Origin of the sequence: Roseicyclus sediminis (genome assembly GCF_025515305.1) — a bacterium.
In the GTDB taxonomy this organism is placed as follows: Bacteria; Pseudomonadota; Alphaproteobacteria; order Rhodobacterales; family Rhodobacteraceae; genus Roseibacterium; species Roseibacterium sediminis.
Genome location: NZ_JAOPHT010000008.1, coordinates 1 through 23,876, shown reverse-complemented (window position 1 = coordinate 23,876; position 23,876 = coordinate 1). Strand labels below are relative to the sequence as shown.

At 66.1% G+C, this 23,876-nt stretch carries 22 protein-coding genes; 7 read left to right on the top strand and 15 right to left on the bottom strand.

Annotation, left to right across the window (positions count from 1 at the left end):
• The first annotated feature begins 18 nt into the window (after positions 1-18).
• Genes N8I71_RS11715 through N8I71_RS11695 form a run of 5 tightly spaced genes read left to right on the top strand, consistent with a single transcriptional unit; the run spans position 19 to position 3,619 of the window.
• Entirely contained in the window at positions 19-975 is a 957-nt protein-coding gene (locus N8I71_RS11715; RefSeq protein WP_262878173.1) for a cupin domain-containing protein, read from the top strand.
• A 5-nt stretch (positions 976-980) separates the two neighbouring features.
• Positions 981-1,307 carry a recombinase-like helix-turn-helix domain-containing protein gene (locus tag N8I71_RS11710; protein ID WP_262878172.1) on the top strand — a complete coding sequence of 109 codons (327 nt, stop codon included), beginning with the start codon at positions 981-983 and terminating at the stop codon, positions 1,305-1,307.
• A 13-nt stretch (positions 1,308-1,320) separates the two neighbouring features.
• Positions 1,321-2,373, top strand: a complete 1,053-nt coding sequence (locus tag N8I71_RS11705; RefSeq protein WP_262878171.1) for an aromatic ring-hydroxylating oxygenase subunit alpha — start codon at positions 1,321-1,323, stop codon at positions 2,371-2,373.
• Positions 2,370-3,098 carry an SDR family oxidoreductase gene (locus tag N8I71_RS11700; protein ID WP_262878170.1) on the top strand — a complete coding sequence of 243 codons (729 nt, stop codon included), beginning with the start codon at positions 2,370-2,372 and terminating at the stop codon, positions 3,096-3,098. Before N8I71_RS11705 ends, N8I71_RS11700 begins: the two co-directional genes overlap by 4 nt.
• Complete coding sequence (locus tag N8I71_RS11695; RefSeq protein ID WP_262878169.1) at positions 3,095-3,619, top strand: hypothetical protein; 525 nt, start codon at positions 3,095-3,097, stop codon at positions 3,617-3,619. Before N8I71_RS11700 ends, N8I71_RS11695 begins: the two co-directional genes overlap by 4 nt.
• 8 nt (positions 3,620-3,627) lie before the next feature.
• Here the strand turns inward: N8I71_RS11695 and N8I71_RS11690 are convergent, their stop codons facing one another.
• The 6 genes from N8I71_RS11690 to N8I71_RS11665 all read right to left on the bottom strand — a co-directional run bounded on the left by N8I71_RS11690 (position 3,628) and on the right by N8I71_RS11665 (position 10,397).
• Positions 3,628-4,806, bottom strand: coding sequence for an FAD-dependent oxidoreductase (locus N8I71_RS11690; protein WP_262878168.1), 1,179 nt, complete (start codon positions 4,804-4,806; stop codon positions 3,628-3,630).
• A gap of 4 nt (positions 4,807-4,810) precedes the next feature.
• Positions 4,811-6,376, bottom strand: a complete 1,566-nt coding sequence (locus N8I71_RS11685) for a sulfatase family protein (protein WP_262878167.1) — start codon at positions 6,374-6,376, stop codon at positions 4,811-4,813.
• Entirely contained in the window at positions 6,373-7,689 is a 1,317-nt protein-coding gene (locus tag N8I71_RS11680; RefSeq protein WP_262878166.1) for a TRAP transporter large permease, read from the bottom strand. The genes N8I71_RS11685 and N8I71_RS11680 overlap by 4 nt, the downstream gene beginning before the upstream one ends.
• 3 nt (positions 7,690-7,692) lie before the next feature.
• The gene (locus N8I71_RS11675; RefSeq protein WP_262878165.1) at positions 7,693-8,193 is read right to left on the bottom strand and encodes a TRAP transporter small permease; all 501 of its coding nucleotides are present in this window, start codon (positions 8,191-8,193) and stop codon (positions 7,693-7,695) included.
• A gap of 76 nt (positions 8,194-8,269) precedes the next feature.
• Positions 8,270-9,244: a TRAP transporter substrate-binding protein DctP gene (dctP, locus tag N8I71_RS11670; protein WP_262878164.1), complete on the bottom strand. Its 975-nt coding sequence runs from the start codon at positions 9,242-9,244 to the stop codon at positions 8,270-8,272.
• Positions 9,228-10,397 (bottom strand): FAD-dependent monooxygenase, encoded by a 1,170-nt coding sequence (locus N8I71_RS11665; protein WP_262878163.1) that lies wholly within the window; start codon positions 10,395-10,397, stop codon positions 9,228-9,230. The genes dctP and N8I71_RS11665 overlap by 17 nt, the downstream gene beginning before the upstream one ends.
• A 146-nt stretch (positions 10,398-10,543) precedes the next feature.
• On the opposite strand from N8I71_RS11665, the gene N8I71_RS11660 reads away from it, so the two are divergent.
• Entirely contained in the window at positions 10,544-11,338 is a 795-nt protein-coding gene (locus N8I71_RS11660) for an IclR family transcriptional regulator (RefSeq protein ID WP_262878162.1), read from the top strand.
• On the opposite strand, the gene N8I71_RS11655 is transcribed toward N8I71_RS11660, so the two are convergent.
• The 9 genes from N8I71_RS11655 to tmpA all read right to left on the bottom strand — a co-directional run bounded on the left by N8I71_RS11655 (position 11,335) and on the right by tmpA (position 22,510).
• Complete coding sequence (locus N8I71_RS11655) at positions 11,335-12,813, bottom strand: aldehyde dehydrogenase (protein ID WP_262878161.1); 1,479 nt, start codon at positions 12,811-12,813, stop codon at positions 11,335-11,337. The genes N8I71_RS11660 and N8I71_RS11655 overlap by 4 nt on opposite strands.
• A gap of 7 nt (positions 12,814-12,820) precedes the next feature.
• Positions 12,821-13,630 (bottom strand): aspartate dehydrogenase, encoded by an 810-nt coding sequence (locus N8I71_RS11650; RefSeq protein ID WP_262878160.1) that lies wholly within the window; start codon positions 13,628-13,630, stop codon positions 12,821-12,823.
• Entirely contained in the window at positions 13,627-15,276 is a 1,650-nt protein-coding gene (locus N8I71_RS11645) for a thiamine pyrophosphate-binding protein (protein WP_262878159.1), read from the bottom strand. Before N8I71_RS11645 ends, N8I71_RS11650 begins: the two co-directional genes overlap by 4 nt.
• A 39-nt stretch (positions 15,277-15,315) precedes the next feature.
• Positions 15,316-16,107 (bottom strand): SDR family oxidoreductase, encoded by a 792-nt coding sequence (locus tag N8I71_RS11640; protein WP_262878158.1) that lies wholly within the window; start codon positions 16,105-16,107, stop codon positions 15,316-15,318.
• A gap of 3 nt (positions 16,108-16,110) precedes the next feature.
• Positions 16,111-17,019: a VOC family protein gene (locus N8I71_RS11635; RefSeq protein WP_262878157.1), complete on the bottom strand. Its 909-nt coding sequence runs from the start codon at positions 17,017-17,019 to the stop codon at positions 16,111-16,113.
• Between the two features lies 1 nt (position 17,020).
• On the bottom strand, positions 17,021-17,860 hold the full coding sequence (locus tag N8I71_RS11630) for an alpha/beta fold hydrolase (RefSeq protein ID WP_262878156.1): 840 nt from the start codon (positions 17,858-17,860) through the stop codon (positions 17,021-17,023).
• An 868-nt stretch (positions 17,861-18,728) separates the two neighbouring features.
• Entirely contained in the window at positions 18,729-20,654 is a 1,926-nt protein-coding gene (locus N8I71_RS11625; RefSeq protein ID WP_262878155.1) for an acyl CoA:acetate/3-ketoacid CoA transferase, read from the bottom strand.
• 120 nt (positions 20,655-20,774) lie between these two features.
• On the bottom strand, positions 20,775-21,365 hold the full coding sequence (gene tmpB / locus N8I71_RS11620) for a (R)-1-hydroxy-2-trimethylaminoethylphosphonate oxygenase (protein WP_262878154.1): 591 nt from the start codon (positions 21,363-21,365) through the stop codon (positions 20,775-20,777).
• Positions 21,362-22,510, bottom strand: a complete 1,149-nt coding sequence (gene tmpA, locus N8I71_RS11615) for a 2-trimethylaminoethylphosphonate dioxygenase (protein WP_262878153.1) — start codon at positions 22,508-22,510, stop codon at positions 21,362-21,364. Before tmpA ends, tmpB begins: the two co-directional genes overlap by 4 nt.
• 98 nt (positions 22,511-22,608) lie before the next feature.
• Between tmpA and N8I71_RS11610 the strand changes: the two genes are divergently transcribed.
• The gene (locus N8I71_RS11610; protein WP_262878152.1) at positions 22,609-23,463 is read left to right on the top strand and encodes a LysR family transcriptional regulator; all 855 of its coding nucleotides are present in this window, start codon (positions 22,609-22,611) and stop codon (positions 23,461-23,463) included.
• Positions 23,464-23,876: the final 413 nt, after the last annotated feature.

The following is a 23,876-nucleotide window of genomic DNA, read 5'->3' as shown; positions in this document are numbered from 1 at the left end:
TCACTCGGGAGACACGCCATGAACATCGCCTCGACCCCTCAGGCCAGCCTTGCGGACCGCATGAAAGCTCATACCGGGCGCTTCGTCGACAAGACCTTCGACTGGAACGCTTTTCCGTCAAATGCCGGCTTTGATGAGCTGGCCCGCGCGCAGATGCGCTATATCGGGGCCGGCGGCTCGCCCAAGGTGGGCGATCCGTCGACGCTCAAGGCGGACAATTTCACGCTCAGCCTGATCTACAAGGAACCCGGTCGATACGCCGCGTGCCACAGCCACGAGATCGAGGAAAGCTTTCTCATCCTGTCAGGGGCGCTGGTCGTGGGCTGGGAAAAGCACGGCGAGGTCGTCGAGGTCAATCTCGGCCCAAAGGACATGATCCTGAACGCGCGCGAGATCGGCCACGGTTTCCGCGTCGACGGGGTCGAGCCGGTGTTCATGTCGATCTCGGTCGACGTGGGCAAGCCGCTGCCGCCCGTCTATCACTATCACCCCAAGGAGCATCCGGCGGAGCTGGCGCGGACCTTCGGCGCCCAGCCGGGCAAGACCATGCCCTTTGACCGCAACGGCACCCACGAGATCCAGAAGCTGATGGCCGACTATGTGGTGCGCTACACCGAGCTGCCGACAATTTGGGAAAACGCGGGCTTCACGCGCAAGGTCTACGTCGGCGATGCGCCGGGCGCGGTGAAGCATGACAGCACGCGTAAGGAAATGTGGGGCCTGCCCATGGGTGCGAAACTGGCGCCCTTCACGCGCACCGCCGAAGATGCGTATCTCTGTATCGAGGGCAGCGTCGAGGTCGTCTGGGTCGGCGAGGAAGGCGCGGAAACCAGCGTCGAGCTTGGCCCCCGCGATCTGGTCAAGACGCCCGCGGGGCAGGCCCATTACCTGCGCAACCCCGGCGTCGGGCCGGCCACCGTCTGGACCGTGATCGGCACGTCGGGCGATGATGGCGCCGTCTACAGTAAGGGCTGAGCGCGATGAGCACACCCAGCAATCCCGGACGCCCCGACGCGTTCAAGGCGATGATGGCCGCCGCGCGCGCCGCGGGCCGTCCGGAACTTGCCCACCAGGGTCGGGGTCGGCCGCTCAGCGCCGCTGAGGATGACTTCGCCGGGGCGCTCATGGCACTCTATGGCGACGGGATTGCCGGTCAGGCCGAGCTCGCCGACGCGCTGACCGCCCGCGGAGTCATCCGGCCGTCCAGCGGCAAGCCCGACTGGACGGTCGAGACGCTGGCGGCCGAACTGCAGGCGATCAACGCGGATCTGGACGCGGCATATCTCGAAAACGGCTTCGGAGCTTGAGGGAGAGGACACGATGGCAGTATCGGCAGAGATGAGGGGCCGGGTCGAGGCCCGCGTGAACGAAGGCGTCCGCGATCAATGGTATCCGGTCGCCAAATCGGTGGAGATTCGGGGCGACCGGCCCTTCGGCGTCGTGGCGCTGGGGCAGAAGCTGGTGATGTGGCGCCGCTCGGACGGGACGGTGCAGTGCATCGAGGATTTCTGTCCGCACCGCGGCGCGCCGCTGAGTTACGGCGAGATCCACGGCGAGAACATCGGCTGCCGCTATCATGGCGTCGTGGTCGATGGCACCGGCACGGTTCAGCATGTTCCCGCCATGCCCGATTGCCCGATGGAAGGTCGCAAGGCGCTGCGCTCTTACCACGTGGCCGAGCACAGCGACGCGGTCTTCGTCTTCATGTCCTCGGACGAGGCGACGGAGCCGCCGCCCCTGCCGCTTTCGCCAGAACTGACCGATCCGGACTGGGCCGGTTTCCTGTGCACCGCCGTCTGGGACGTGAACTATCGCTACGCGCTCGACAACCTCGCGGACCCGATGCATGGCTGTTACCTGCACGCAGAAAGCTTCACGCTGGCCTTCGGCTCCAAGCAGGACCTGCTGGAGCTGGAAAACCGCGAGACCGGGTTTCGCGTGGCACGCATTGGCCAGACCGGCGAGAATTTCGACTGGGTCGAATTCGAGACGCCCGAAGGCGGCATGTATTGCCATCTCGACATCCCCTACCCCGCCTCGGCCGGACCCGGCGGCAACATGCGGATCGTAGGCTACGTGCTGCCCATGGGTCCGCAACGCTGCAAGGTGTTCTTCTGGCGGATGCGCAAGGTGCAGGGCTTCGAGCGCGACAGCTGGCGCTTCCTGTTCCGAGCGCGGCTGGAGGAACAGCACTGGAAAGTTCTGGAGCAGGATCGCGTGATGCTGGAGGGGATGCCCGACGACGCGCGGCGGCGCGAGATGCTCTATCAGCACGACATCGGGCTCGCGCATCTGCGGCGGGCGCTCAACCGGCTGGCGCGCGCGCAGATCGAGGCCGAGGACGCGGCCGCCGAGGGCGTCGCCGCGCAATGACCCTGAAGGGACGGCACATTGTCGTGTCCGGTGCGGCGCGCGGTCTGGGTGCCGTGATCGCCCGCCACCTCGCGGAGGCGGGTGCGCGGCTGACCCTTGCGGATATCCTCGAGGAGGAAGGCCGGGCCGTGGCGGCGGAGCTTTCCGCCGATTTCAACCGCGTCGACCTGCGCGACCCGGCCAGCGTCGCGGCGCTTGGCGCCGGGCTGGACGGACCTCTTCACGGGCTGGTCAACAACGGGGCCATCGCCACCGGCATCGGCGGCATCGGGTTCGAGGATGTCGATATCGACACCTGGGACCGGGTGATGGAGGTCAACGTGCGCGGCACCTGGCTGATGACGCGGGCCGCGGCCCCTGCCCTGCGCGCCTCGGGCTCGGGGCGGATCGTCAACGTGGCCTCCGACACCGCGCTCTGGGGCGCGCCCAACCTCATGAGCTACGTGGCCTCCAAGGGCGCGGTTATCTCGATGACGCGCTCGCTGGCGCGCGAACTCGGCCCCGACGGCATCGGCGTTACGGCCATCGCGCCGGGCATCCTGACCACCGAAAGCACAGAATACGTCCCCCGGGCGCGCCATGAGCAATACGGTCAGGGCCGCGCGGTGCCCGGGCCGCAACCGCCCGAGGACGTGGCCGGAACCGTGGCCTTCCTTCTGAGCGAGGCGGCGCTGACGCTGACCGGTCAGGTCCTGCCGGTCAACCGGGGCTTCGTGTTCACGTGACCGGGGCGGAGCTTCTGGCCGAGTTGCAGCGCCCATGGCGCCATGGCGAACATGTCGACGCGCGCGGCATCGTGCTGGAGGCGCCGCTGATCCTCGATGGGCTGGAGCTGCGCGGCTTCGACCTGTCGGGCGCGCGGCTGATGGGCGGGCTCAGCGCACGGGGCACGCGCTTTCAGGGGCTGGCATGGCTGCGGCAGGCAAGCATGGCGGAGCGATGCGATCTCACCGGTGCGACCTTCCGCACCGACCTGCGCGCCGACGGCCTCGAGGCAGGCGATGTCATCCTTGACGGGGCGGTTGTTCAGGGCGTGCTGTCGCTGGCGCGCGCCCGGCTGGCCACCCTGTCGATGCGCGAAGCGCTGATGATGGCCAATGTCACCCTGGAAGGCGCACGGATCGCCGGGCGGGCGGAGCTTTCGGGCACCGAGATCCTCGGCGGGTTCTGGACCGCCGGGGCCGGCTTCGGCGCGCTGAACCACGCCGAGGCCGAGATTTCGGGGCGCCTGCGCCTGCCCGGCTAGGCTCGCCGTCAGCGTCCGAACCGGCCCGCCTGGGTCAACGCGTGCAACCGGTCGTAGAACCCGTCCACCTTGTCCTGCGCCGTCGCGCGCATCTCGGCATGGCGGGCCGATGGGTCGCCCGTTTCCCGCGCACCGGCCTCTCCGACCGCGCGCGAGACGTCCTGCACGAAAACGCATACCGGAAAACGCGCGGCGCCGAAGGCGCTCAGCGCCTCTTCCAGCGTGTCATGCGCCGCAAGCGCTTCCGCGAGGACCACGGCGTCCTGCATGGCCATGGCACCCCCTTGCCCCATGAACGGGGTCGAGGCATGGGCGGCATCGCCGATCAGCTGGACGCGTCCCCGGTGCCACGGCAGGGGAAGTACGATTTCCTCGACCGCCGTATAGAGCACTTCGGTCCGCGCGCTCAGCTCCGCGAGGAACGGGGCGGCGGGGCCGCCGAACTCCGCGAACCGCGCGGCCATGAGCCGGGGCCAGTCCGCGGGGGCGTAGTAGCTGTCCTCGGGTTCGGTCACGGTGCCGAAGGTGTAGAGCAGCTCGTCGCTGATTGGCATGATGCCGAAGCGCTTGGCCGGCCCCATCATCATGATCTTGTCGGTCAGCTCCGGCGGCCGGCGATGCACGGCCCGCCAGACGCCCACCCCGGTGTAGCGCGGCGCAACCTCGATGCCGATCAGGGCGCGCGTGGCCGAACGCACGCCATCGGCCGCGACCACCAGATCGGCACGCGCGACGCTGCCGTCCGAGAGCGTCGCGCTGACGCCCCCAGCCCCGTCCTCCAGCCGCGTCACGGTCGTCCCCAGCTGCACCGGCACGCCAAGCGCCGCGACGCGGGCGGCCATGACGCGGTGCATCTCGGCGCGCTTGATCCCGAGGATCGCCGGGATCCGGCCGGCGTCGGCGGTGGGATAGCGGGTCTCGACGATCGGTTTCCCGGTGTGGTCGTAATAGGCGTTGCGGCCTTCGGGCACGGGGAACCCGGCAGCGAGGATATCCTCCAACAGGCCGATTTTCCCAAGGCTTTCCAAACCGTTGGCATACACGAAGATGCCCGAGCTCTGGAATCGCCACGCGTCCTGCTTCTCAACGATCCGGACCCGGTGGCCGGTCCGCGTCAGCGCGATCGCGGCGCAGCAGCCGGCGATCCCGCCACCCACGATCAGTATGTCTAGTGGGCGCCCCTGCATCGGTCTAGGCCTGGTGCGTCGGCTGGAGGGATGTATCCCTGAGCGCGATCTGGCGTAGGACGAGTTGCTGCATGAGGTCCGCCTTGCGCGCGGAGAAGGCAGGATCGGCCCAGAGGTTCGACAGCTCGGACGGATCGGCCCCTAGGTCGTAGAGCTCCCCCAGATCGGAACCCTCGAAAACCGTCATCCGCCAACCTTCATGGACCAGCGTGCGGCTGGCGGTAAGGCCGTCGTCGCTGGCGAAGGCAAGGCCAGCATCCTCGATCAGGACGGGCAGATCGGCGGCGTCCGGAGCAAACAGGTCGCGTCCCTGCATGCCGACAGGACATGCGATCCCTGCGCTTTGCAACAGCGTCGGAGCGAAGTCGATGGCACTGCCCTGCAGCGAGGACACCGATGCGCCCGCACGCCTCGGATCGGCCCAGATCAGCGGCACGCGGATCAGCCCGTGGCTGTGCAGCCCATGTTTCAGGACCGTGCCGTGATCGCCCATGTAATCGCCGTGATCGGACATGAAGACTACCACGGTGTTCTCCACCTTGCCGCTTTGTTCCAGCGCGTCGAGAATCCGCCCGACCCAGTCGTCGATCATGGTGATCGCGCCGTAATTGAGCGCGATCATCCGGCGCGTCGCCTCCGCGTCGCTGTGAAAGGGCCAGTAGGCATCGGGGTTTTCCGCGCCGATCTCGTAGACGCGCCGGATGTGACGCGGCAGGTCGGTCCGGGCCGCGGTCGGATGGCCGAAGCTTTCGGGCAGCGGAATATCGGCCGGGTCATACATGTCGAAATAGCGCCCCGGCGGCGTGAAGGGATGGTGCGGATCGGGGAACGAGGCCAGCAGCAGGAACGGATCGTCGCTCGGGTGCTGCAGAAACCGGCAGGCCTCTTCGCCGACATAGGCGGTGGGATAGAGCGCCTCGGGCACCGAGGTCCGCCACACCTGCGGCGCGTCCCCTAGCCCGTTGCCGGCCGACGCGGCGCGTCCGCGCGGATCGGGGGCGCCGTCCAGCCGATCCCGAAGCCAGCCGGAATAGTGCCCCTCCACCTGGTCGCCATGGCCGATGCACAGGCGCAGGTGATCGAACCCGTAATGGGGAAGCGGCACGTCACGATCCGGGTCGTCGATCCAGCGGCTGCGGATCTCCTGCTCGTATTCCGGCCCGCGTCGCTGGCTTCTGCGTGCCAGATCGAACGGTTCGGGCGGGGCCTCTCCCTCACCGCCCGGCACCGCTGGCCGCGCCGGGACAGGCGAGACGTTCTGGAAATGCGCCTTGCCCACCAGCCCCGTGCGATAGCCCGCGGCGCGCAGCACATCGGCATAGGTCGTGCAGTCGAGGCCCAGCGGAATGCCGTTCTGGCGGCACCCGTTGACGGAGGTCAGCTGCCCCGTGGCCAACGCCGCCCGGTTCGGCTGACAGATCGGATTGGCGACGTAGAAACGGTCGAACCGTGTGCCCCGCGCGGCCAGCGCGTCGATCCGCGGCGTACGCAGGATGTCGTTGCCGTAGCAGCCCAGGTGATCGGCGCGCTGCTGATCGGTCATGATGACAAGGAAATTCGGACGGCTCATCGGAACATCAGATCGACCGGGACGGTCACGAGTTCGGGGATGAAGAAGATCAGCAGGATCGCCAGCAGATCGAGAAGGATGAAGGGGATCGCCGCCCGGTAGATATCGCCCATCGTCGTGCCCTTGGGGGCCACGGCCTTCATCACGAACAGCGCCGCCCCGAACGGAGGCGAAGTCGCCCCGGTCTCGATCGCCACGAGGAACAGGGCGGCGAACCAGATCGGGTCCATGCCGAACTGCTGCACGATGGGCACGAAGATCGGCAACGTGATCAGCATGATCGGCAGCGGCCCCATGAACATTCCCATGAAGACCACCAGCATGATCATCATGAAGACGATCGCGTCGTCCGAGATGTCGAGGCTCAGGACCGCATCGACCATGCCGAAGGTGGCCCCCGTGAATGCCAGAAGCTGCGAGAAGGTGACCGCGCCCGACACGATCAGCAGCACCATGACCGAGATGTTGGCGCTGGAGAACATCGTGTCGCCGAAGACCTTGGGCGTCAGACGGCGGCGCAGCGCGGCCAGCAACAGGGTGGCGAAAGCGCCCGTCGCGGCGGCTTCGCTCGGCGTCGCGATGCCCAGGAAGATGACGCCCACGACCGAGAAGACGATCAACGACAGCGGCACGATGTTGACGACGGTGGCCGTAAGCTTCTCGCCCATGCTGACCTTCGGCACGTCGAAGGATGGCGCGAGATGCGGCTGCAAGTGGCAGCGGCCGAGGATGTAAAGGACGTAAAGCAGCGCCATCAGGAGCCCCGGCACGATGATGCCGATCAGGATGCGACCGATGGAGATGTCGCCGATCACGCCCAGCACAACCGCCAGCGACGAAGGCGGGATCATGATCGCAAGGCCCGAAGAGCCGAGGATGGGCCCGAGCGACATCGGTTTCGCGTAGCCGCGCTTTTCCATCTCAGGCGTGAGCGACGAGCCCAGAAGCGCGATGGAGCCCATGGAATTCCCGGTCAGGGTGGAGAACAGGACGCCCCCGCCCACGGCCATCAGCGCCAGCCGCCCGCGCAGCTTTCCGAACCACTTGTCGAGCGTGTCCATCAGGTCGATGGCGATGCCGGAGCGGAACATCGCCTCGCCCATGATCATGAAGAGCGCGATGGGGATCAGCGTGAAGCTGGTGACCGAGCCGACGGTGTTCAGGACAAGTTGCTCGACCCCGGAAAAGCCGCCCATCAGGATGTAGGACCCCACCAGATTGATGGCGAGAAAGGCGAAGGCGACCGGCAGGCCGGCCAGCATCAGCCCGAACAGCGGCACCAGAACGATGGTGAGCGTGACATACCATTCCATCGCTCAGAGCACCTCGCCACGGAGGGTGCGGATGATCTGGTCAAGGAACTGGACGGTCATCAGGGCCATGCCCACAGGCAGGGCCGCGGTGATCCACCAGCTTTGCGGACGCATCACCGTAACCAGCCTGACGCCCAGCTCGTATTGCTCGATCACGACGCTGATGCCGACGACGGTCAGCACCGCGCAGAGAACGAAACCGATGGTCGCATTCATGAGCTGCAAAATCAGGCGCCAGCGGCCCGACAGGCTGTCATAGACCAGATCCATGACCACGTGCAGGTTCTTTTCAAGCAGGTACGGCGCGCCGAGGAAGGTGATGAACAAAAGCGCGTATTCGCTGACCTCGATCACCCAGAGCTGGGACGCGCCTCCGAGCCAACGGATCACCACCTCGGAACAGATGATCGCCGCGATCATGGACAAGAGCACCGCCCCGATCACGGCGCAGAACAGGTTCAGGCGGCTGAACACGCGCCTCAGCTGGGTCAGGGTGCGGTCCACCTTCTGCCTTCCGTTCTTGCCAATGGCGGGGTCGGAACAGGCCCGACCCCGCCGTTTCGCGTGTCACATCAGGCTGTCAGCGGTCCAGCATCTCGCGAAGCTCGGCCGCGATCTCCGCGCCCGCATTCTCCGCCGTCATGGCCCATGCCGCATCCATGGCCATGGCCTCATACCGCGCCGCCTCTTCCTCGGACAGCATAAGGTAATTGAACCCGGCCGCTTCCTGCGCGGCGCGCTCGGTTGCGATGTCCTCGGCCCAGATATTGTCCATCCGGGGGGCGAAATCCTCGCGCAGGAAGGTCGTGAACCGTTCCTGCAGGTCGGGTGACATCTGGTTGAACAGGTCCATGTTCATCAGCACCGGGAACCCCGCGCGGTAGACGCCGGGCTGGACGACGGTCTCCACCAGCCCCTCGAACTGCGCCGCCTGACCCAGCGGGCCCTGCATGAACCCGTCGATGGTGCCGCGTTCCAGTGCGGTGTAGATCTCCTCCATTGGCAGGACGATCGGCTCGGCGCCGAGCGCCTGCACCAGCGGCAGGAGCGTCGGAAAAACGCGGATGCGCTTGCCCTCGAGATCGGCGAGACCGGTGACTTCCTCGCCCATGTAGAGCTGGAAATTCAGTTGCGTCGCCGGGATTTCACCGATGAACGCGAGGTCCTGTTCAGCGTGCAGCTCAGTCATCCGCTCGTGGTAATCGGTGGCCGCGATCTCTTCGTAGTTCAGGAAGGACAGGTTCATCGTGCCCGAGGTCGGAACAAGGCCTTGGTAGTAGCTGGGGCTGGTATAGGTCATGCCCATCGCGCCGTTGCGCACGCCCTCGGCCTGACCGAAGGGCGGCATGACCTCGGGGCCGCCACGCCAGTTGATCTCGATCTCGCCGGCGAAGCGCTCGTTCACTTCCTCGACGAACTGGGCGAAGGGCTGGGTGATGTAGACGGACCGGGGCGCAAGCGTCACGGCGTTGATCTGGACCGGATCGGCAAAGGCCGGAGCGGCGGCGGCGGCAAAGCTCGCCGCAAGCAAGGCGCTGCTAAACACGTGTTTCATGGGAACCCCCGTTGTGAGTGGAATCATCGAGCGGCGTGGTCCAGGCGTTGTAGCCATAGACCCAATCCGCGTTGCCGGCCTTCTTGAGCCAGTCATTGGCAAGCGAGCTTTCTTGGACCCGCGCGGTGCGGGGCTTGCGTTCCGTCTCGTACCGCGCGAGCGCGGCCTCGATCCCGTCATTGTCGTCGGCGCCTTCGAGGGCACGGGCCAGCACCACGGCATCCTCTATGGCCATGCAGGCGCCCTGCGCCATGAAAGGCACCATAGGATGGGCCGCGTCGCCCAGAAGCGTCGCACGCCCCTTGGCCCATTGCGGCATCGGATCGCGCACATGCAGCGCGGATCGCGTGACCTCGTCCAGCGCGTCCAGCAGCTTGCGGGCATCGCCGTGGAAATTAGCATAGGCGCGGCGCAGGTCCTCGGCATCGCCGGGCAGCGTCCAGCCTTCTTCGGACCAATCCTTCTGCGGCAGGGTCGCGAAAACGAAGATCTCCCGGCCCCCGGTCAGGGGAAAGGTCACGATCTGCTTTTCGGGCACCTCGCCCCACCATTTGGTGAAGGCGTCGGTGTCGGGCAGCCCGGCGGCCTTTTCGCTGGGAAACGTGCCGCGATAGGACACCATTCCCGTATAGCGCGGGTGATCCTCGCCCCAGAGCGCGGTGCGCACGACCGAGTGGATACCGTCCGCGCCGATCACCACGTCGAAGGCCGCCTGCGTTCCGTCGGCAAAGCCAAGCACCGCCTGCCCCTCGCCAAGCTCCAGCGAGACCGCCCCCATTCCAAGGCGCAGCCTGTCCTCGGGCAGGCGCGCGCGCAGGGCGTCCAGCAGGTCGGCGCGGTGGATCGTCAGTTGCGGCGCGCCGTATTTCTCTTCCGCCGCCGCACTCATCGGCAGCCGGGAGGTCTCCTCGCCGCTCACGCCGTCCCGGCTGATGCGAAAGCTGGGGCGGGCCGCGCTGTCGCGCAGGTAGGGACCGACGCCCAGCTGGTCGAGGGCGAAGACGGCGTTCGGCGTCAGATTGACATCCGCGCCGACTCGGTTGAACGACCGCGTCTTTTCGAAGACCTGAACGTCGTGACCCGCCTGATGCAGCGCAATGGCGGCGCAAAGACCGCCGATTCCTCCGCCGCATATGCCAATTGAAAGCGTCACTATGGTCCCTTTGATCTTGCTGGGTGTTCTATATTGAACTATATGTTCAAACGTAGGTTATGAGGACCCTTGCGGTCAATAGTTTTCCGCCGCAGGGCCACGGTTCGCAGCACCCCGCCCGAACCTGAATGACAGGACAGATCCCCATGGACGACACGCCATCCCAGACCCCCTACTCCGTGCCCCCGGTCGAGCGGGCTCTGAAACTCCTGCATTACATCGGCGAAGGGCAGCGGGCGCGGAACCTGTCCACCGTGTCGCGCGATCTGGGGATCAACCGCACGACCCTGATCCGCTTGATCCATACCCTTGTGGAACACCGCATGATCGAGGAACTGGGCGACGGCGGCGGCTACCGGCTGGGCGCAGGACTGGTCAGCCTCGGCGCACAGGCCATCCAGGGGCGGGACATCGTGCAGATTTGCCAGCCGATTCTGCGGGAGCTGTGCCTCGAAACTGGCATGTCGGCGCATCTGGGGGTGCTGGACGGGCGCGACATCATCTACCTCGGCCGCGAGGCGCCCAATTCCCATCTCGTCAGCAACGTGCGCACCGGATCGCGGCTGGCGGCCCATGCCTCGTCGATCGGACGTGCGATCCTCGCGGAATGTTCGGAGACGCAGTTGCGGCAGATCTTTTCCGGCGATCCGCCCGAGACGGCGACCGACAAGACGCCGCGGACAATCGAGGAGATCATCGCCCAGGCCCGCCACGACAAGGCCGAGGGCTTCGCCTGGAGCCAGGGGAATTTCGAGGCAGGCATCGGGTCTTGCGCGGCGGCGGTCTTCGATCATTCCGGCGAAGTCGTGGGCGGCATCAACGTGTCCGGCCCAGAGGCGCGCTTCGCCGCCGGTCGCGACGGCCGCGACCAGGCCCTGATCGACGCGGTGACCTCGGCCGCGCGCAAGGCCTCTGCCGCGCTGGGATACACCGCGCGCTAGGGCCATCTGGCCCAGGGATGCGGCCTGCCGGACATGTCCTCGTAGATCGACTTCTGCCGCTGGTAGGCGCGCAGACCCGAGCGCCCCTTCTCGCGGCCGATCCCACTTTCGCCATCGCCGCCGAAGGGCGTCGAGATCGAGAACTGCTTGTAGGTGTTGATCCAGACCGTGCCGGCCCGGATGGCGCCCGCGATGCGTCGGCAGCGGCGATGATCGGTCGACCAGATGCCGCAGGCGAGCCCGTAGTCGTTGTCGTTGCCCTGCGCGATGACGTCGGCTTCGTCCTCGAAGGGCATCACGACCAGCACGGGGCCGAATATCTCCTCCCGGCAGGTGCGCGCGGTGTTGTCGAGCCCGGCGATGATCGTGGGCGTGAAATAGGAGCCCTCTTGGAGCGCCGCGGCCTCCGGCCGCGTGCCGCCGCACAGGATCGTGCCGCCTTCCTCCCGGGCGAGCGCCACGTAGCGTTCCACCGCTTCGCGATGCTCGGGATGGACCAGCGAGGACACCTGCGTCTCCGCGTCGAAGGGATGGCCGACCACCAGCGCCCGCGTCGCCTCGACCAGCCGCGCGACGAAAGCCTTGTAAATGCTGCGCTGAACGAACAGGCGCGACCCCGCGATGCAGCTTTGTCCCGAGGACGAGAAGATGCCGAACAGGATCCCCGCGATGGCGAGGTCGGTATCACAGTCCTCGAACACGATTGTCGGTGACTTGCCGCCCAGCTCCAGCGAGACGGGCATCAGCTTTTCCGCCGCCGCATGGGCCAGCCTGCGCCCCGTCGCCGTGCCGCCGGTGAAGGAAACCTTGGCGATGTCGTGATGCTCGACCAGCGCGTTGCCCACCTCGCGCCCCGACCCCGGCAGGACCGACAAGAGCCCCTGCGGCAGCCCCGCCTCCTCGGCGATGCGCGCCAGCTCGAGGCTGACCAGCGGCGACCAGCTGGCCGGTTTCAGCAAGACGGCGTTGCCCGCAGCAAGGGCCGGCGCGACCTTCTGGGCGTCGGATGCGATCGGCGAATTCCAGGGCGTGATCGCCGCCACGAGGCCCAGCGGCTCGTGGATCGAGGCCGTGGTGTAATCCCCGCGTGGAACGGTCAGCAGATCGTCTGAGGTTTCCGCCACCGCCGCGAAATACCTGAAGGTGCCCGCAGCCGAGGTCGCCAGCGCGCGCGTTTCGGTCAGCGTCTTGGAAGTGTCGCGGCTTTGCACCCAGGCGATGCGGTCGATATTGGCGGCAATGCCTTCGGAGATACGGTAGAGCACCGTCGCGCGGTCATGGGGCTTGAGCGCCCCCCAGGCCGGCTGCGCGGCGCGCGCGCGGGCGATGGCAAGCTCCACATCCTCCGTCGAGGCGCCGCTCAGCGTGATGTTGACACGGCCCTCGGCGGCGAAGTGCGAGGTTATCGGCGCGCCCCGCCCTTTTTGCCAATGGCCTCCGACAAAGATCAGGTCGTCGCGAAATGTGTGCTCCATGGCGCCCTCAGATGACGATCGCGGTGCGCCGGTTCACGACGGCGCGCGCGATGCTGTAAACGGTGGATCGGGACGTCTTGGGATTTCGCAGCGACGGCTTGCCCACCAGTTGCATGGAAAACTCCAGCGCCTGCGAGGTAACACTGAAGGCGTGGGTGTTCTCGGTTGTGCCGGGGTCCGCGACGAGGCGGACACGCGTCCTGTCCATGCCCAGTCCGGCCAAAGCCAGCGTCGCGGCGACATTGGCGTTCTTGGGATAGCGCTGCGCCGCCTCCCGCGCGCTGCCCTCGAAGAAGGTGCAGGGCGTGGTCAGCGCGGCGAGGTCAGTCACATCCTCGGCCGGCGTGCCGGCCCAGGCGCCCGGCGGCTTGGTGCCGATATAGTCGACCGAGATCAACCCCGAGAGCCGCGCCGCGCCCAGCGCATCGATCCCGCCGATGGCCCCGGCGGGAACGACGCATTGCGCGCCCGAGGACTGCGCGGCGGTTTCGAGCCCGGCGGCCAGATCCGCCTCCGCCAGGGCGCCGACCGAGGCCACGATCAGGTCCGCGCCACTGGCCAGCACCGCTGCCCCGAAGGCCGCCACGGCACGGTGTCCGGCGCATTCGACGACCACGTCGGGGCGCATCGCCAGCACCGTGTCCAGCGACGAAGTCACCGAGGCCTCCGTGCCAAGCGCCGCCTGAATCTCTGCCTCGCGGCCCGGGCGAACGAGGAGGGTAAGGTGGTCGGGCGCGCACTCCTGCGCGGCGAGGATGTCGATCAAGTCGCGGGCGATCGCGCCGAACCCGATGATCGCGACGTGACCGAGGCTCATGACTTGCCGCCCGCGGCTCCGGCCGGCGGTCCGGCGAAGGATTCCGCGAAGGGGCCGATGGACACCATGTCGACCTCCACCACCGCGGGGCCGTTACGCCCGAGTGTCGCGTCCAGCGCCTGCGGGAAATCCTCGATCCGCGCGACGCGTACATGGGGCATGTCGATGGACTGGCAGAGCAACCCGAAATCGGGCGTCTTGAGCTTGGAATAATGCCTGCGCCCGTCATACTGGGCGTCCTGGATGTTCTCGATCACGCCGTAGGCCGCGTCGTTCATCAGCACGAAGGTGATCGGCAGGTCCGCATCGACCGCCGTGACCAGTTCGGCGATGCCGAGCTGCGCGCCGCCGTCGCCCACCAGCGCGATGGTGCGCGCCTGCGATCCCGCCGCCGCCCCGATGGCCATGGCGATCCCCTGCCCGATGCCGCCGCCAAGGGCGTGTACGCCCAGATGCGGCGCCGCGATCTGGACATAGCGGTTGCCGAAGGTGGAGTTCGAGATCGTGACGTCACGCACCCAGGGGTGGCCGCCCCGCGGCACCACCGCCAGCAGGTGATCGGCGACCACCTGATATGGCCCGAGGCGCGCGCGCAGTGCCCCCTCGGATTTCGCGCGGGCCACGGCGATGTCGTAATGGAGCTGCGGATCGGTCCCCAGCCGCTCGGGCAATCGGTCCAGAAGCGCGCGCAACGTCGCCGCCGCGTCGCCGCAGAGCAACCCGTCGACCGGGTAGTTGCGCCCGCCCTGCGTCGGCTCCACGTCGATCTGGAACAGCGGGCGCGGCAGCGGCATCTTGTTGTTGCGGGTTTCGTTCCCGCGAAGCCGCGAGCCCACGACGATCATCAGGTCGCAGCCCCGAAAGAGCGCCTCCGCTTCCGGGGTCATGTTGAAAGCCCCGAGCGTGCCCTTGTGGGCTTCGGGAACCACCGCGCGGCCCTGCGTCGAACTGACAGCGCCGAAGCCGCGTTCGACCAGCTCCAACGCCTCGGCTCCGGCCCCCCTAGCGCCACCGCCGAGCCAGAGCATCGGCCGTTTCGCGGCTTTCACGCGCTCGGCCAGCGCGTCGAGGGCGACCTCCTCCACCGTCGCCACGGCCGGGCGCGGAGGGGTCAGGCGCAATCCCGGCACCGCGGGGATGCGCTGCACGTCGACCGGCACCTCGAGGCTGACCGGACCGGTGGGCGGCGTAATCGCCGCGCGGATCGCGGCCGACAGCGTTCCCAGAACCCCCATCTCATCCCAGATTCGGAACACGGCCTTCGACACGCCGCGCAGCATCTCGGGCTGCTTGGGCACATCGTGGATCGCGGCGCGGTCCCGGTCCATCCAGGGGCGGTCGATCTGCGTGGTCAGGTGCAGCACCCGGCTTCCGGCAGTCAATGCTTCGGCCTGCGCGCCCGCGGCGTTGCCCGCCGCCGTTCCGGTCGAGGTCAGCGCCACGCCGAGTTGCCCTGTGACGCGCGAAAAGGCGTCGGCCATGTTCATCGCCCCGGCCTCGCCGCGCGCCGGAATGAAGCGGATGCGCCCCTGTTCGGCCACCGCGTCTAGGATCGGCATGTTGTGGATCGAGATCACGCCGAACATGGTGGTGACGCCCGCATCGGCAAGCGCCTCGGCGATCTGGTGGCCAACGGTCTGGGACATGGGGCTTGGGTCTTTCGTCAGGGTCTTCGGATACGGGGATCAGGCAAAACGCGACACGCCGCCCGAGATTTCGAGCTTGGCGCCAGTGATGTAGCTGGACGCGGGCGAGGCGAGGAACGCGATCGCGCGGGCGGGCTCCTCGGGCCGGCCAAGCCGGCCGAGCGGGATCCTCTTGGCCCGCGCCAACGCGGCGAACCAGTCCTCGCGGGTCTGGGCCTTGTCCTCGCGCGCCTCGTACCGGCGCTGCCACTGGGCGCTGTCCACGAGGCCCAGAAGGATCGAGTTGACGCGGATGTCGGGTGCGAGTTCCGTCGCCAGCGACTTCAGCAGGTTCTGCACGCCGGCCCGCGCGGCGGAGGTGCAAACCATGTGCGGTTCGGGCTGAAGCGCCAGAAGCGAGTTCACGCCGACGATCGCGCCTTGCCCGCTTTTCCGCAGCACCGCCTCGAAGGCGCGGATCGGGTGCAGCTGGCTGAAAAATTTCAACTCCAGCTCCTCGCGCCAGTCGGCGTCGCTGGTGTCGGCATAGGTCGAGACGCGCCCCTGCCCGGCATTCGTAACGAGAGCGTCGCAGCCGCCGAAGGTCTGCCAAACCTCCTCGGCGAAACCCGCGACCGCCTCCGGGTCCAGCACCGAAAACGCCCGCGCTAGAACCCTGTCCCCGCCGTATTCGTCTGCCAGCTCCGCCGCCACGGCCTCCAGCCGCTCCGCGCCCCGGGCGCAGAACGCCACCCGCGCGCCGTCTTCCAGCAGGATGCGCACCGTCGCCAGCCCGATCCCGGAACTGCCGCCGGTGACCACGACGCAACGATCGGTCAGCCCGAGATCCATCCTTCACCCTTCCTTCGGAAAGCCGGGGTCGGGTCGCCCGGCCATGACCGCGCGTTGCGCCGGTGTCGGCGGACCCGCCGTCATCCACTGGTCCATTGCCTCGGGGTCGGTGCGCGACCAGACCTTGGGTTCGTGCGTAGCCTCGTCGATCTGCTGCACCTCCGAGGTGAATTCGATCACGAAACCCGAGGGCGAGACGAAATAGGCGAAGGGGTTGTTGCCCGGCCCGTGGCGTCCCGGCCCCCAGCTCGGCACCTGGCCCTGCTGCTTCATGCGGCCGATGCCCCGCATGAAACTGTCGATGCCAGCCATCTCGAAGGCGACGTGGTTGATCGCCGGGTATTGCGCGCGCACCAGCGCGATGGCGTGGTGATCGCTGCCGATGCGCAGGAACACCATCTGGTCGGCGGAGTAGTCGCTGGTGCGGAAGCCCAGCATCTCTTCGTACCAGCGCTGCATTCCCTCCATGTCCGGCGTGTTCAGCACCACGTGGCTGATCTTGCGCGGATAGGCGTGGATGTCGTCGGCGTCACGCAGCGCGATATCGGCGGTGATGCGCAGGCGCCGGTTGTCGGGGTCGACCACCTCGAACCCGTAGCCGCCGAAGGGCCCCTCGAACATGCCCGGTGCGCCGCGCAGGTCCGCGCCCTTTTCGGAAAGCTGCCTGTAGAGCACGTCGACACCGTCGCGGTCCGGCATGCCGAAATGGATGTACTCAATGCCATAGGTCGCATCGTCTCTGAGGCCATAGATGAACGGCTGGTCGCCGGTCCCGCGCAGATAGGTGATCCCGTCGCCCTCATGGGCCACGTGCAGTCCCCATTGATCGGTGTAGAACGCCGTCGTCGCGGTGATCCCGGGCGCGCGCATCACGATGCCGCGTAAGTGATCCAGTCTGAGGTCTTCGGTCATCTCAAGCTCCCTCGGGGTTTCGGGCGGCGGGCAGGCCCATGTGATCCAGCAGGGCGGCGCAGAATGCGTCGGGGCGTTGCAGGTAGACCGCATGCCCCGCCCGCTCGATTTCGGTGACGGTCGGGCGCGTGTCCCGGCCCGGGCCCCATGCGTCGGCGGCGGCCATGGTCTGCGCCATGGGCGTCACCCGGTCCTGCGCGCCGATGATGAAGCCGGGGCGCGCTGCGACATGGGTCAAATCGCCGGGCAGATCGCCCGACGCGAGCATCCGCACCGCCTGGGCATAGCCCTCGGGGTTCACCTGCGCCATCGCGGTCTCGACGCTCTTTACGATCTCGGGGTGTTCTTCCGGCTCGTGCACCAGGTTGGCCGCGCGTGCGCTGGCGAAAGCGGCGGGGCCAAGGCGCGCGAGATCGGTCAGACGGGCCTGCACCCCGTCGGGCAGCGCCCCCAAGCGCGGCACGCCGTAGCCCTTCGCGGCGGCGGCCAGCGTGAGGCTCTGCACCCGATCCGGGAACTGGCGCGCGAAGGCGGCGGCGATCAGCGTTCCAAGCGAATGCCCGACAAGATGCACCGTGTCATGGCCAAGCTGGTCCAGCAAATCCGCCAGCTTTTCCGCGTAGTCACCGGCCGTCGGCCAATCTTCGTTTAGTGGCGCGGAATCCGAATAGCCGGGTGCATTCCACGCAAGCAGGGTCAGGTCGGGGGGCAGGACTTCGAAGAGCGGCGCGAAGGATGTCGCGTTGGACCCGATACCATGCAGGAACACGACAACGGGCCCCGGCCCGGGTCGCGAGATATGGGAGAGATCACCCGACACCCCGAGTATCGGCTCAGTCATCGCGGTATCGCCATGGTTGCGAGTATCGGCACATCGGATCGTCCTTGCAGTCTAGTGCCCAGACAAGAGCCCACCATCGATTGTTCATTATAGAACAGTTTGTTCAAGCGACATTGCAGCCGGTGCCGGCACATGTCAAGGCTCCGGTCTGCCTTATCCGGTTGCCCTCCTGCCGGCCGAAGACCGATTGCGGGATCGTCCGGGAAACGCCGCAAGTCGATGTCGTTGTGGCGGACACCGACTACGACGCCCGCACATGACGCCTTGCGATCGCCGGAGCGAGACTCTCCGACGAGAACGAACGAAAGGACGCTCAATCTTGACCATCGAACAAGAACGTAAACGAGGAATCGGCCGCTTGATTTGCGAGTTCTCGGACAACTGGTAATGTGGTCATCTGGTCGCCAGCCTCGACCGAAGCTTCCTCAGTTGCGATGGCGGAGCGCTCAGAGGGAACAACCCAACGGCCTATCGTGAATATCGCTCACTAACATCTTAGCAGGCCTCTGATCCATCGCGATGACGCCTTAGAAAGCAACTGCATCGGTCTGCTTTGTCCGCATGTGAGACGTCAAGCCGCCACGCGGCGAATGACCGGTTCGGATCTGCGCCATTCAGCCGTGCACGAACGACCGCTTCGGGGAAGGCGTGCTGCACTTCCGCAAGGCACGTCGTGACTCGATCGTGCCGCCGACGTGAACGTCGCTGCACCAGCATCGGGCAGCTTGGTCCGCTTCTCGGTCGTTGGCGGAATGCGGATTAACGTCCGCTTTCGTGGTAAGCCGCCATTCTGAAGATCGTTCTGAAGGTCTGGTGTGCGGACTAAACCGCCATTCTGGGTTGCCCTGAGGCGATCCCGCTGTCTCCCTCACTTCAGCCGGTCAAGGAACGCCTGCGCGGCCTCTCTTGTCTCGAAGATGTGCGGTGACGCGCTTGGGAGTGTTTCACCCAGCTTCAAGCGCATAAATGCTGAGCCGGAGTAGCGCGTGACCGTCCTGTAGAACCGGCTCTCCAGGTCCGCGACCATCTCGGCGTAGTCCTTAGCGATATCATCGTCGAGCTGGAAGCCGTCGTAATTCACCACGACGTCCACCTTGTCCGTCGGCGGGCCGCAAACCTCCATGACCTGCCCGCGCACCTGCTCGATTTCTTCGAGCGTCCGGATCCGCATCTTCTCGAAATTGATGAAGAGACGGCCGGTCGTTGCGTCCAAAGCAATTCGCTCAGGCAGGTCGAGGTGCAGAAGTTCTCGCTTCAAATCCATGGGTTCGTCGCGGAATATCCGCGCATCCATTTCGCGAACGTCCTCGATGATTGGACGAAAACCCATGTGTCCGAGGATATCCCGACCGAGGTCGACGCCCGGTGCAACCTCAACCAACTCAAGCCCATCGGGTCGCAACCGGAACACGCAGCGTTCGGTCACGTAGAGAACCGGCTGACCAAGGCGCGCTGCGCGTTTACCAGAGAAAGTTACTTGTTCGACGGCGTCGAGGAACTTCCTGGATGTGCCTTCCGCCCGGATCGTCAACGCACCGTCGCCAACCTCGACGTCGATGCCCTTGGCGGTGAACGTCCCGGCGAAGACAAGCGCCTTGGCGTTCTGGCTGATGTTGATGAACCCGCCCGCCCCGGCAAGCCGTGGGCCGAAGCGCGAGACGTTAACGTTTCCCTGCCCGTCGGCTTGCGCCAGACCGAGGCACGCCATGTCGAGCCCGCCACCGTCGTAGAAGTCGAACTGCGCGTTCTGAGGTATGACGGCATCGACATCGACAGCCGCCCCGAAATCGAGGCCGGAGGCGGGTTGGCCGCCGACAACGCCGGGCTCGGCCGTCAGGGTCACATGATCCAGCAAACCCTCTTCAGCGGAAACGGCAGCGACGCCTTCGGGCATGCCGATGCCAAGGTTGATCACACCGTTCACCGGGAGTTCGAATGCACAGCGTCGCGCGATGACCTTTCGCGCATCGAGCGGCATATGCGGGATCTCGCCCTCGGGCGGGCGGATGCGATTGGTGAAGGCGTGGGAAAAGGCCGTCCGGTAGGTCTGCATATGCAGCTCCGGGGGCGCGACCACGACAGCGTCCACGAAGATCCCGGGGATCTGCACCTCACGCGCGGGGAGGCTACGACCGCGGGCAAGGCGTTCGACCTGAACGATGACGATGCCGCCCGCATTCTTCACCGCCATGGCCTGTGCGAGGTTGTCGATGATCAGCGCCTCACGCTCCATCGTGATGTTGCCGGTCTCATCGGCGGTCGTACCGCGCAACAAGGCGACCGTTAGCTTCGGCCCGGGATAGAATAGGTATTCCTCATCGCCGCGCGTCATCAGCTCGACTTGCGGCTCCACCGATATGCTATTGATCGCCCCACCGCCGTTCCGTGGGTCGACGAACGTGTCCAAACCGACCGTGGTGATCATCCCGGGCTTGCCCGCGGCGGCGTCGCGGAAGAGCTGGCTGATGCATCCCTGCGGAAGGTTCCACCCCTGGATTTTGCCTTCGACGGCAAGCGCCGCGACCTTTGGAATGAGGCCCCAATGCCCACCCACAACACGGCTGAGGAGGCCCTCATGCCCGAGGCGGTTCAGTCCGCGTTCTCCACCGTCTCCTTGTCCTGCTGCGAAGACCAGCGAGAGGTTTTTCGGATGGCCGGTCTCGAGGAACCGCTGCTCTACCGCCGAAAGAAGAGCATCAGGCACACCAATTCCGACAAAGCCGGAGGTCGTCAGAACGTCCCCATCCTTGATAAGCGCGGCGGCGTCTGCGCCCGAGATCACCTTCCTGTGCATGCGGACCCTCCTCTTCAGCCGTATGTTTTCCGTCGAAGCGCGGCGTGTCCAGCGTCAGACGTTGGCCAAGGATGGACGTCCATTCCCTACCAGCCTCACGTGATCGGGCTCCCTGTGCGATCAGGTGCCGGACAAATGCTTGTCGACCAGCCGCTGCACCATAGGCGCGAAATGCCAGAAGTCGGGCGTGTCCATCCCCGCGACCTTTCCTGCCTCGTCGAGATATCGAACGGCGATGATCTCCTTGAGGTTCGGGTTCTTCTCAAACTCGGCCACTTCCTCGGGCGACATCGGGCCACCCTGGAGGTTCAACGAATGGACCGAAGCCTCGGACAGGCGCTTGAAATACTCGGGGCGCGTCGCGCAGAGGTAACGCTTTGCCGCGACGTGGTATCGGCAGCAATCGGTCACGACAGATGGAAAGAAGCGCTCCAACACCTCGGCGCCTGCGTCTTCGTGGTGCCGGTCCTCGGTATCGTCCATGGTGAAGGTGCCGAACTCGCTGGTGAAATGGCCGATGTCGTGCAGCAGCGCGCCGACGATGATCGCTTCGGGCTGGCCGTTGCGCTCGGCGATCGTGGCCCCTTGCAGCATGTGTTCGCCCATCGTCACGGGCTCGCCCAGGTATTCCTCACCGCCGCGCCGATCGAAGATCGAGCCGATGAAGGCAACAATTGTCTCGGCAGTCAAAGTGTCGATATCTGGCCTCATTCCGCGGCCTCCAGCACGCCCTCACGGCACATCGCATCATGAGCGGACCGCAGCCCGTCCTTGTCGGCGTAGCAGCCTTGCAGCCAGCGCGTTCCTTCACCGGAATAGCCTTTGCGCGCGTGCAGCACGCGGGTGTTGTCGACGACAAAGGCCTCGCCAGGCTCCAACCGGAACGTCACCTCCATGGCCGTGTCGTCGATGATCTCGCCCAGACGGCGATAGGCGGCGTAATAGGCCTCCATCTTGTCGAAGGGTACGTCCGTCACCGCGGCGAAAGAGCGGTTGTTGAAGCGGATACCAACCAGTTCACCGTCCGGTGCCAGTTCGATCATCGGGCGGCGGGAGGTCAGGCAAACCCCCGCCTCGCCAGCATATTCGAACCGCGCGCAATGATCGGCTAGCAGGTCGAATCCCTCCGGGTTTTCCTCGCGCAGGCGCAGGGCCGCGGCGAACCCGTCGACCACCATGTTCTCGCCCCCCGCGGCAGAGCTCTCGAGGCAGTAGAGAACCTGGATCGTCGGAACAGGGTCGCGATATGGATTGTCGGTATGCGCCTGAAGCCCGAGGCCCGTGAAGGCGAGGTTGGTCGGGTTCACCTCGGTCCGCACCTCGAAGTGGCGGCCATAGTTCGTCTCGCGCACATAGCCGAACAGATCGACGATGCGAAACAGCGCCCCCGGTTCGACCGGCGCGTTCACCACTTTGGCAAAGCCATAGCGGACTATCTGTCCAAGCCAGTCGCGCAACGGCGCGCCGCCTTGTTGCAGCAGGGCAAAGTCGCCGCATGGCACGGCGTCCATCAGCCCCGCATCCCACGGCTCGACCCCGTCTGGCAGCCAGCCCCGCGCCGTATGTACGGACCGGTCATAGGCATGCGCCGCAAGCCATGCAGGGTCGAAGCGAACGGTCTTGTCTTCTGGGTCAAAACGGACGTGCAGCGCACCGTCCGCGGCGATCTCTGCGGCCGCAATACGGGTCTCGGCGGGGATGTCGCGCAAGGCAATCAATCGCTGCCCGTTCCCGGGAGCGCGTGTTTGCGCATCCTGCGCATTGTCCCGCAGCCAGATCGCATGAAAACGGTGCGGGCCCGTGGCAGAGTCAAGTGTCAGAAAGGTTCCGGACGGATCGACAGCGACTGACGGCATGAGAGGCCCCAAGGGTTGAGTTTGACTTGGCTGGAGTTTCTCAAGCTCATTGCATAAACTCAAATCAGGAGTTTATGGCCTGAGATGTCGTTTGGCTTATGAAGAGAGATCGTCTTCCTCCGCTCGAATGGATCCGCGCCTTTGAGGCGGCGGCGCGGCTCGGCAGCTTTACCGCCGCCGCCGAAGACGTGGGACTGACGCAGGCCGCGGTCAGCCAGCGCATCGGACAGTTGGAGAAACAACTTGGCACACCCCTGTTCCACCGTCGGGCACGGGCCATCTCGCTGACCGTCGAGGGCGAAGCGTGGTTGCCCCATGTCCGTCTTGCGCTGGAAGGGCTGCGCGACAGCACCGAGGCGGTTTTCGGCAGCGGACATCGACGCCTGACGCTGTCCGCCAGCCAAACCATCATCGACCAGTGGTTGCTTCCAAGGCTGGGCCGCTTGCGATCGCTCACGAAGGCTGAAATCTCGATCCAGTCGATGGTTGTCGGCGCACACGACGCCCCGCAGGACGACGTCATTCGCATCCGCTATGGAACGGGAGACTGGCCGCATCCTTATCGCGCCCGGCTTTATGCCGAAGAGATCTGTCCGGTGGCGGCCCCGTCTCTGGCAGCCCGCGCCGGGCATTGGACGGCTTGGCCGCGCATCGCCTGCTCCGGTAAACGACCCGGCTGGCACGCCTGGGCAGCCGAGTTCGGCATCCCGACCACCCCGTTGCCCGACCTGCGCTTCGACACGCATCTTTCGGCGCTCGGCGCGGCGAAGGCGGGGCTGGGCGTTTTCCTGGCATCTCTGCCTTTGTGCGCGGAGGCCTTGTCAACGGGAGCGTTGGTCCGCCTGCATCCCGCCGCTCTTTCCTACCACGAGAGTTACTGGCTGCTCGCGAGCCCCCAAGCGGTGTCGCGCGACCAATGGCAGGCGATTACGACGGCAATCATCGATATCTGATTGAGAAACCGTGCGCGGCGAATCCAAGGTCTCTCACCGATGACAAGCACCAAGGTATCGGCAAGTGCCATCCGAAGGCGTTAGGTATTGAAGGTCGATATCGAAATCGCAGAAGCGGCAGCGCGGGACTTCGAACGGTGCGAAGCAACTTTCAGGATAGTCTGGAGAGCCATCGAACACCATTGATCGTGGCTGAAGACACGTTGGTCGGAACAGCATCGTCGAGTGATTTGGACTCCGAGCAGTCGATCGCTGCGATGTTGCCCAAGCTCCGCTGCCACCGAGAGCAGCCGTCCGCCTCGGCTACTCCAATTGGCTGGTGTGCGGACGAATCTGACATTGGATCACCCAAGACCTGAAAGTACTCGGCGCAAAGTGGTGCCGCTATGAATCCCTCCCGCCCGTGTTTGGAC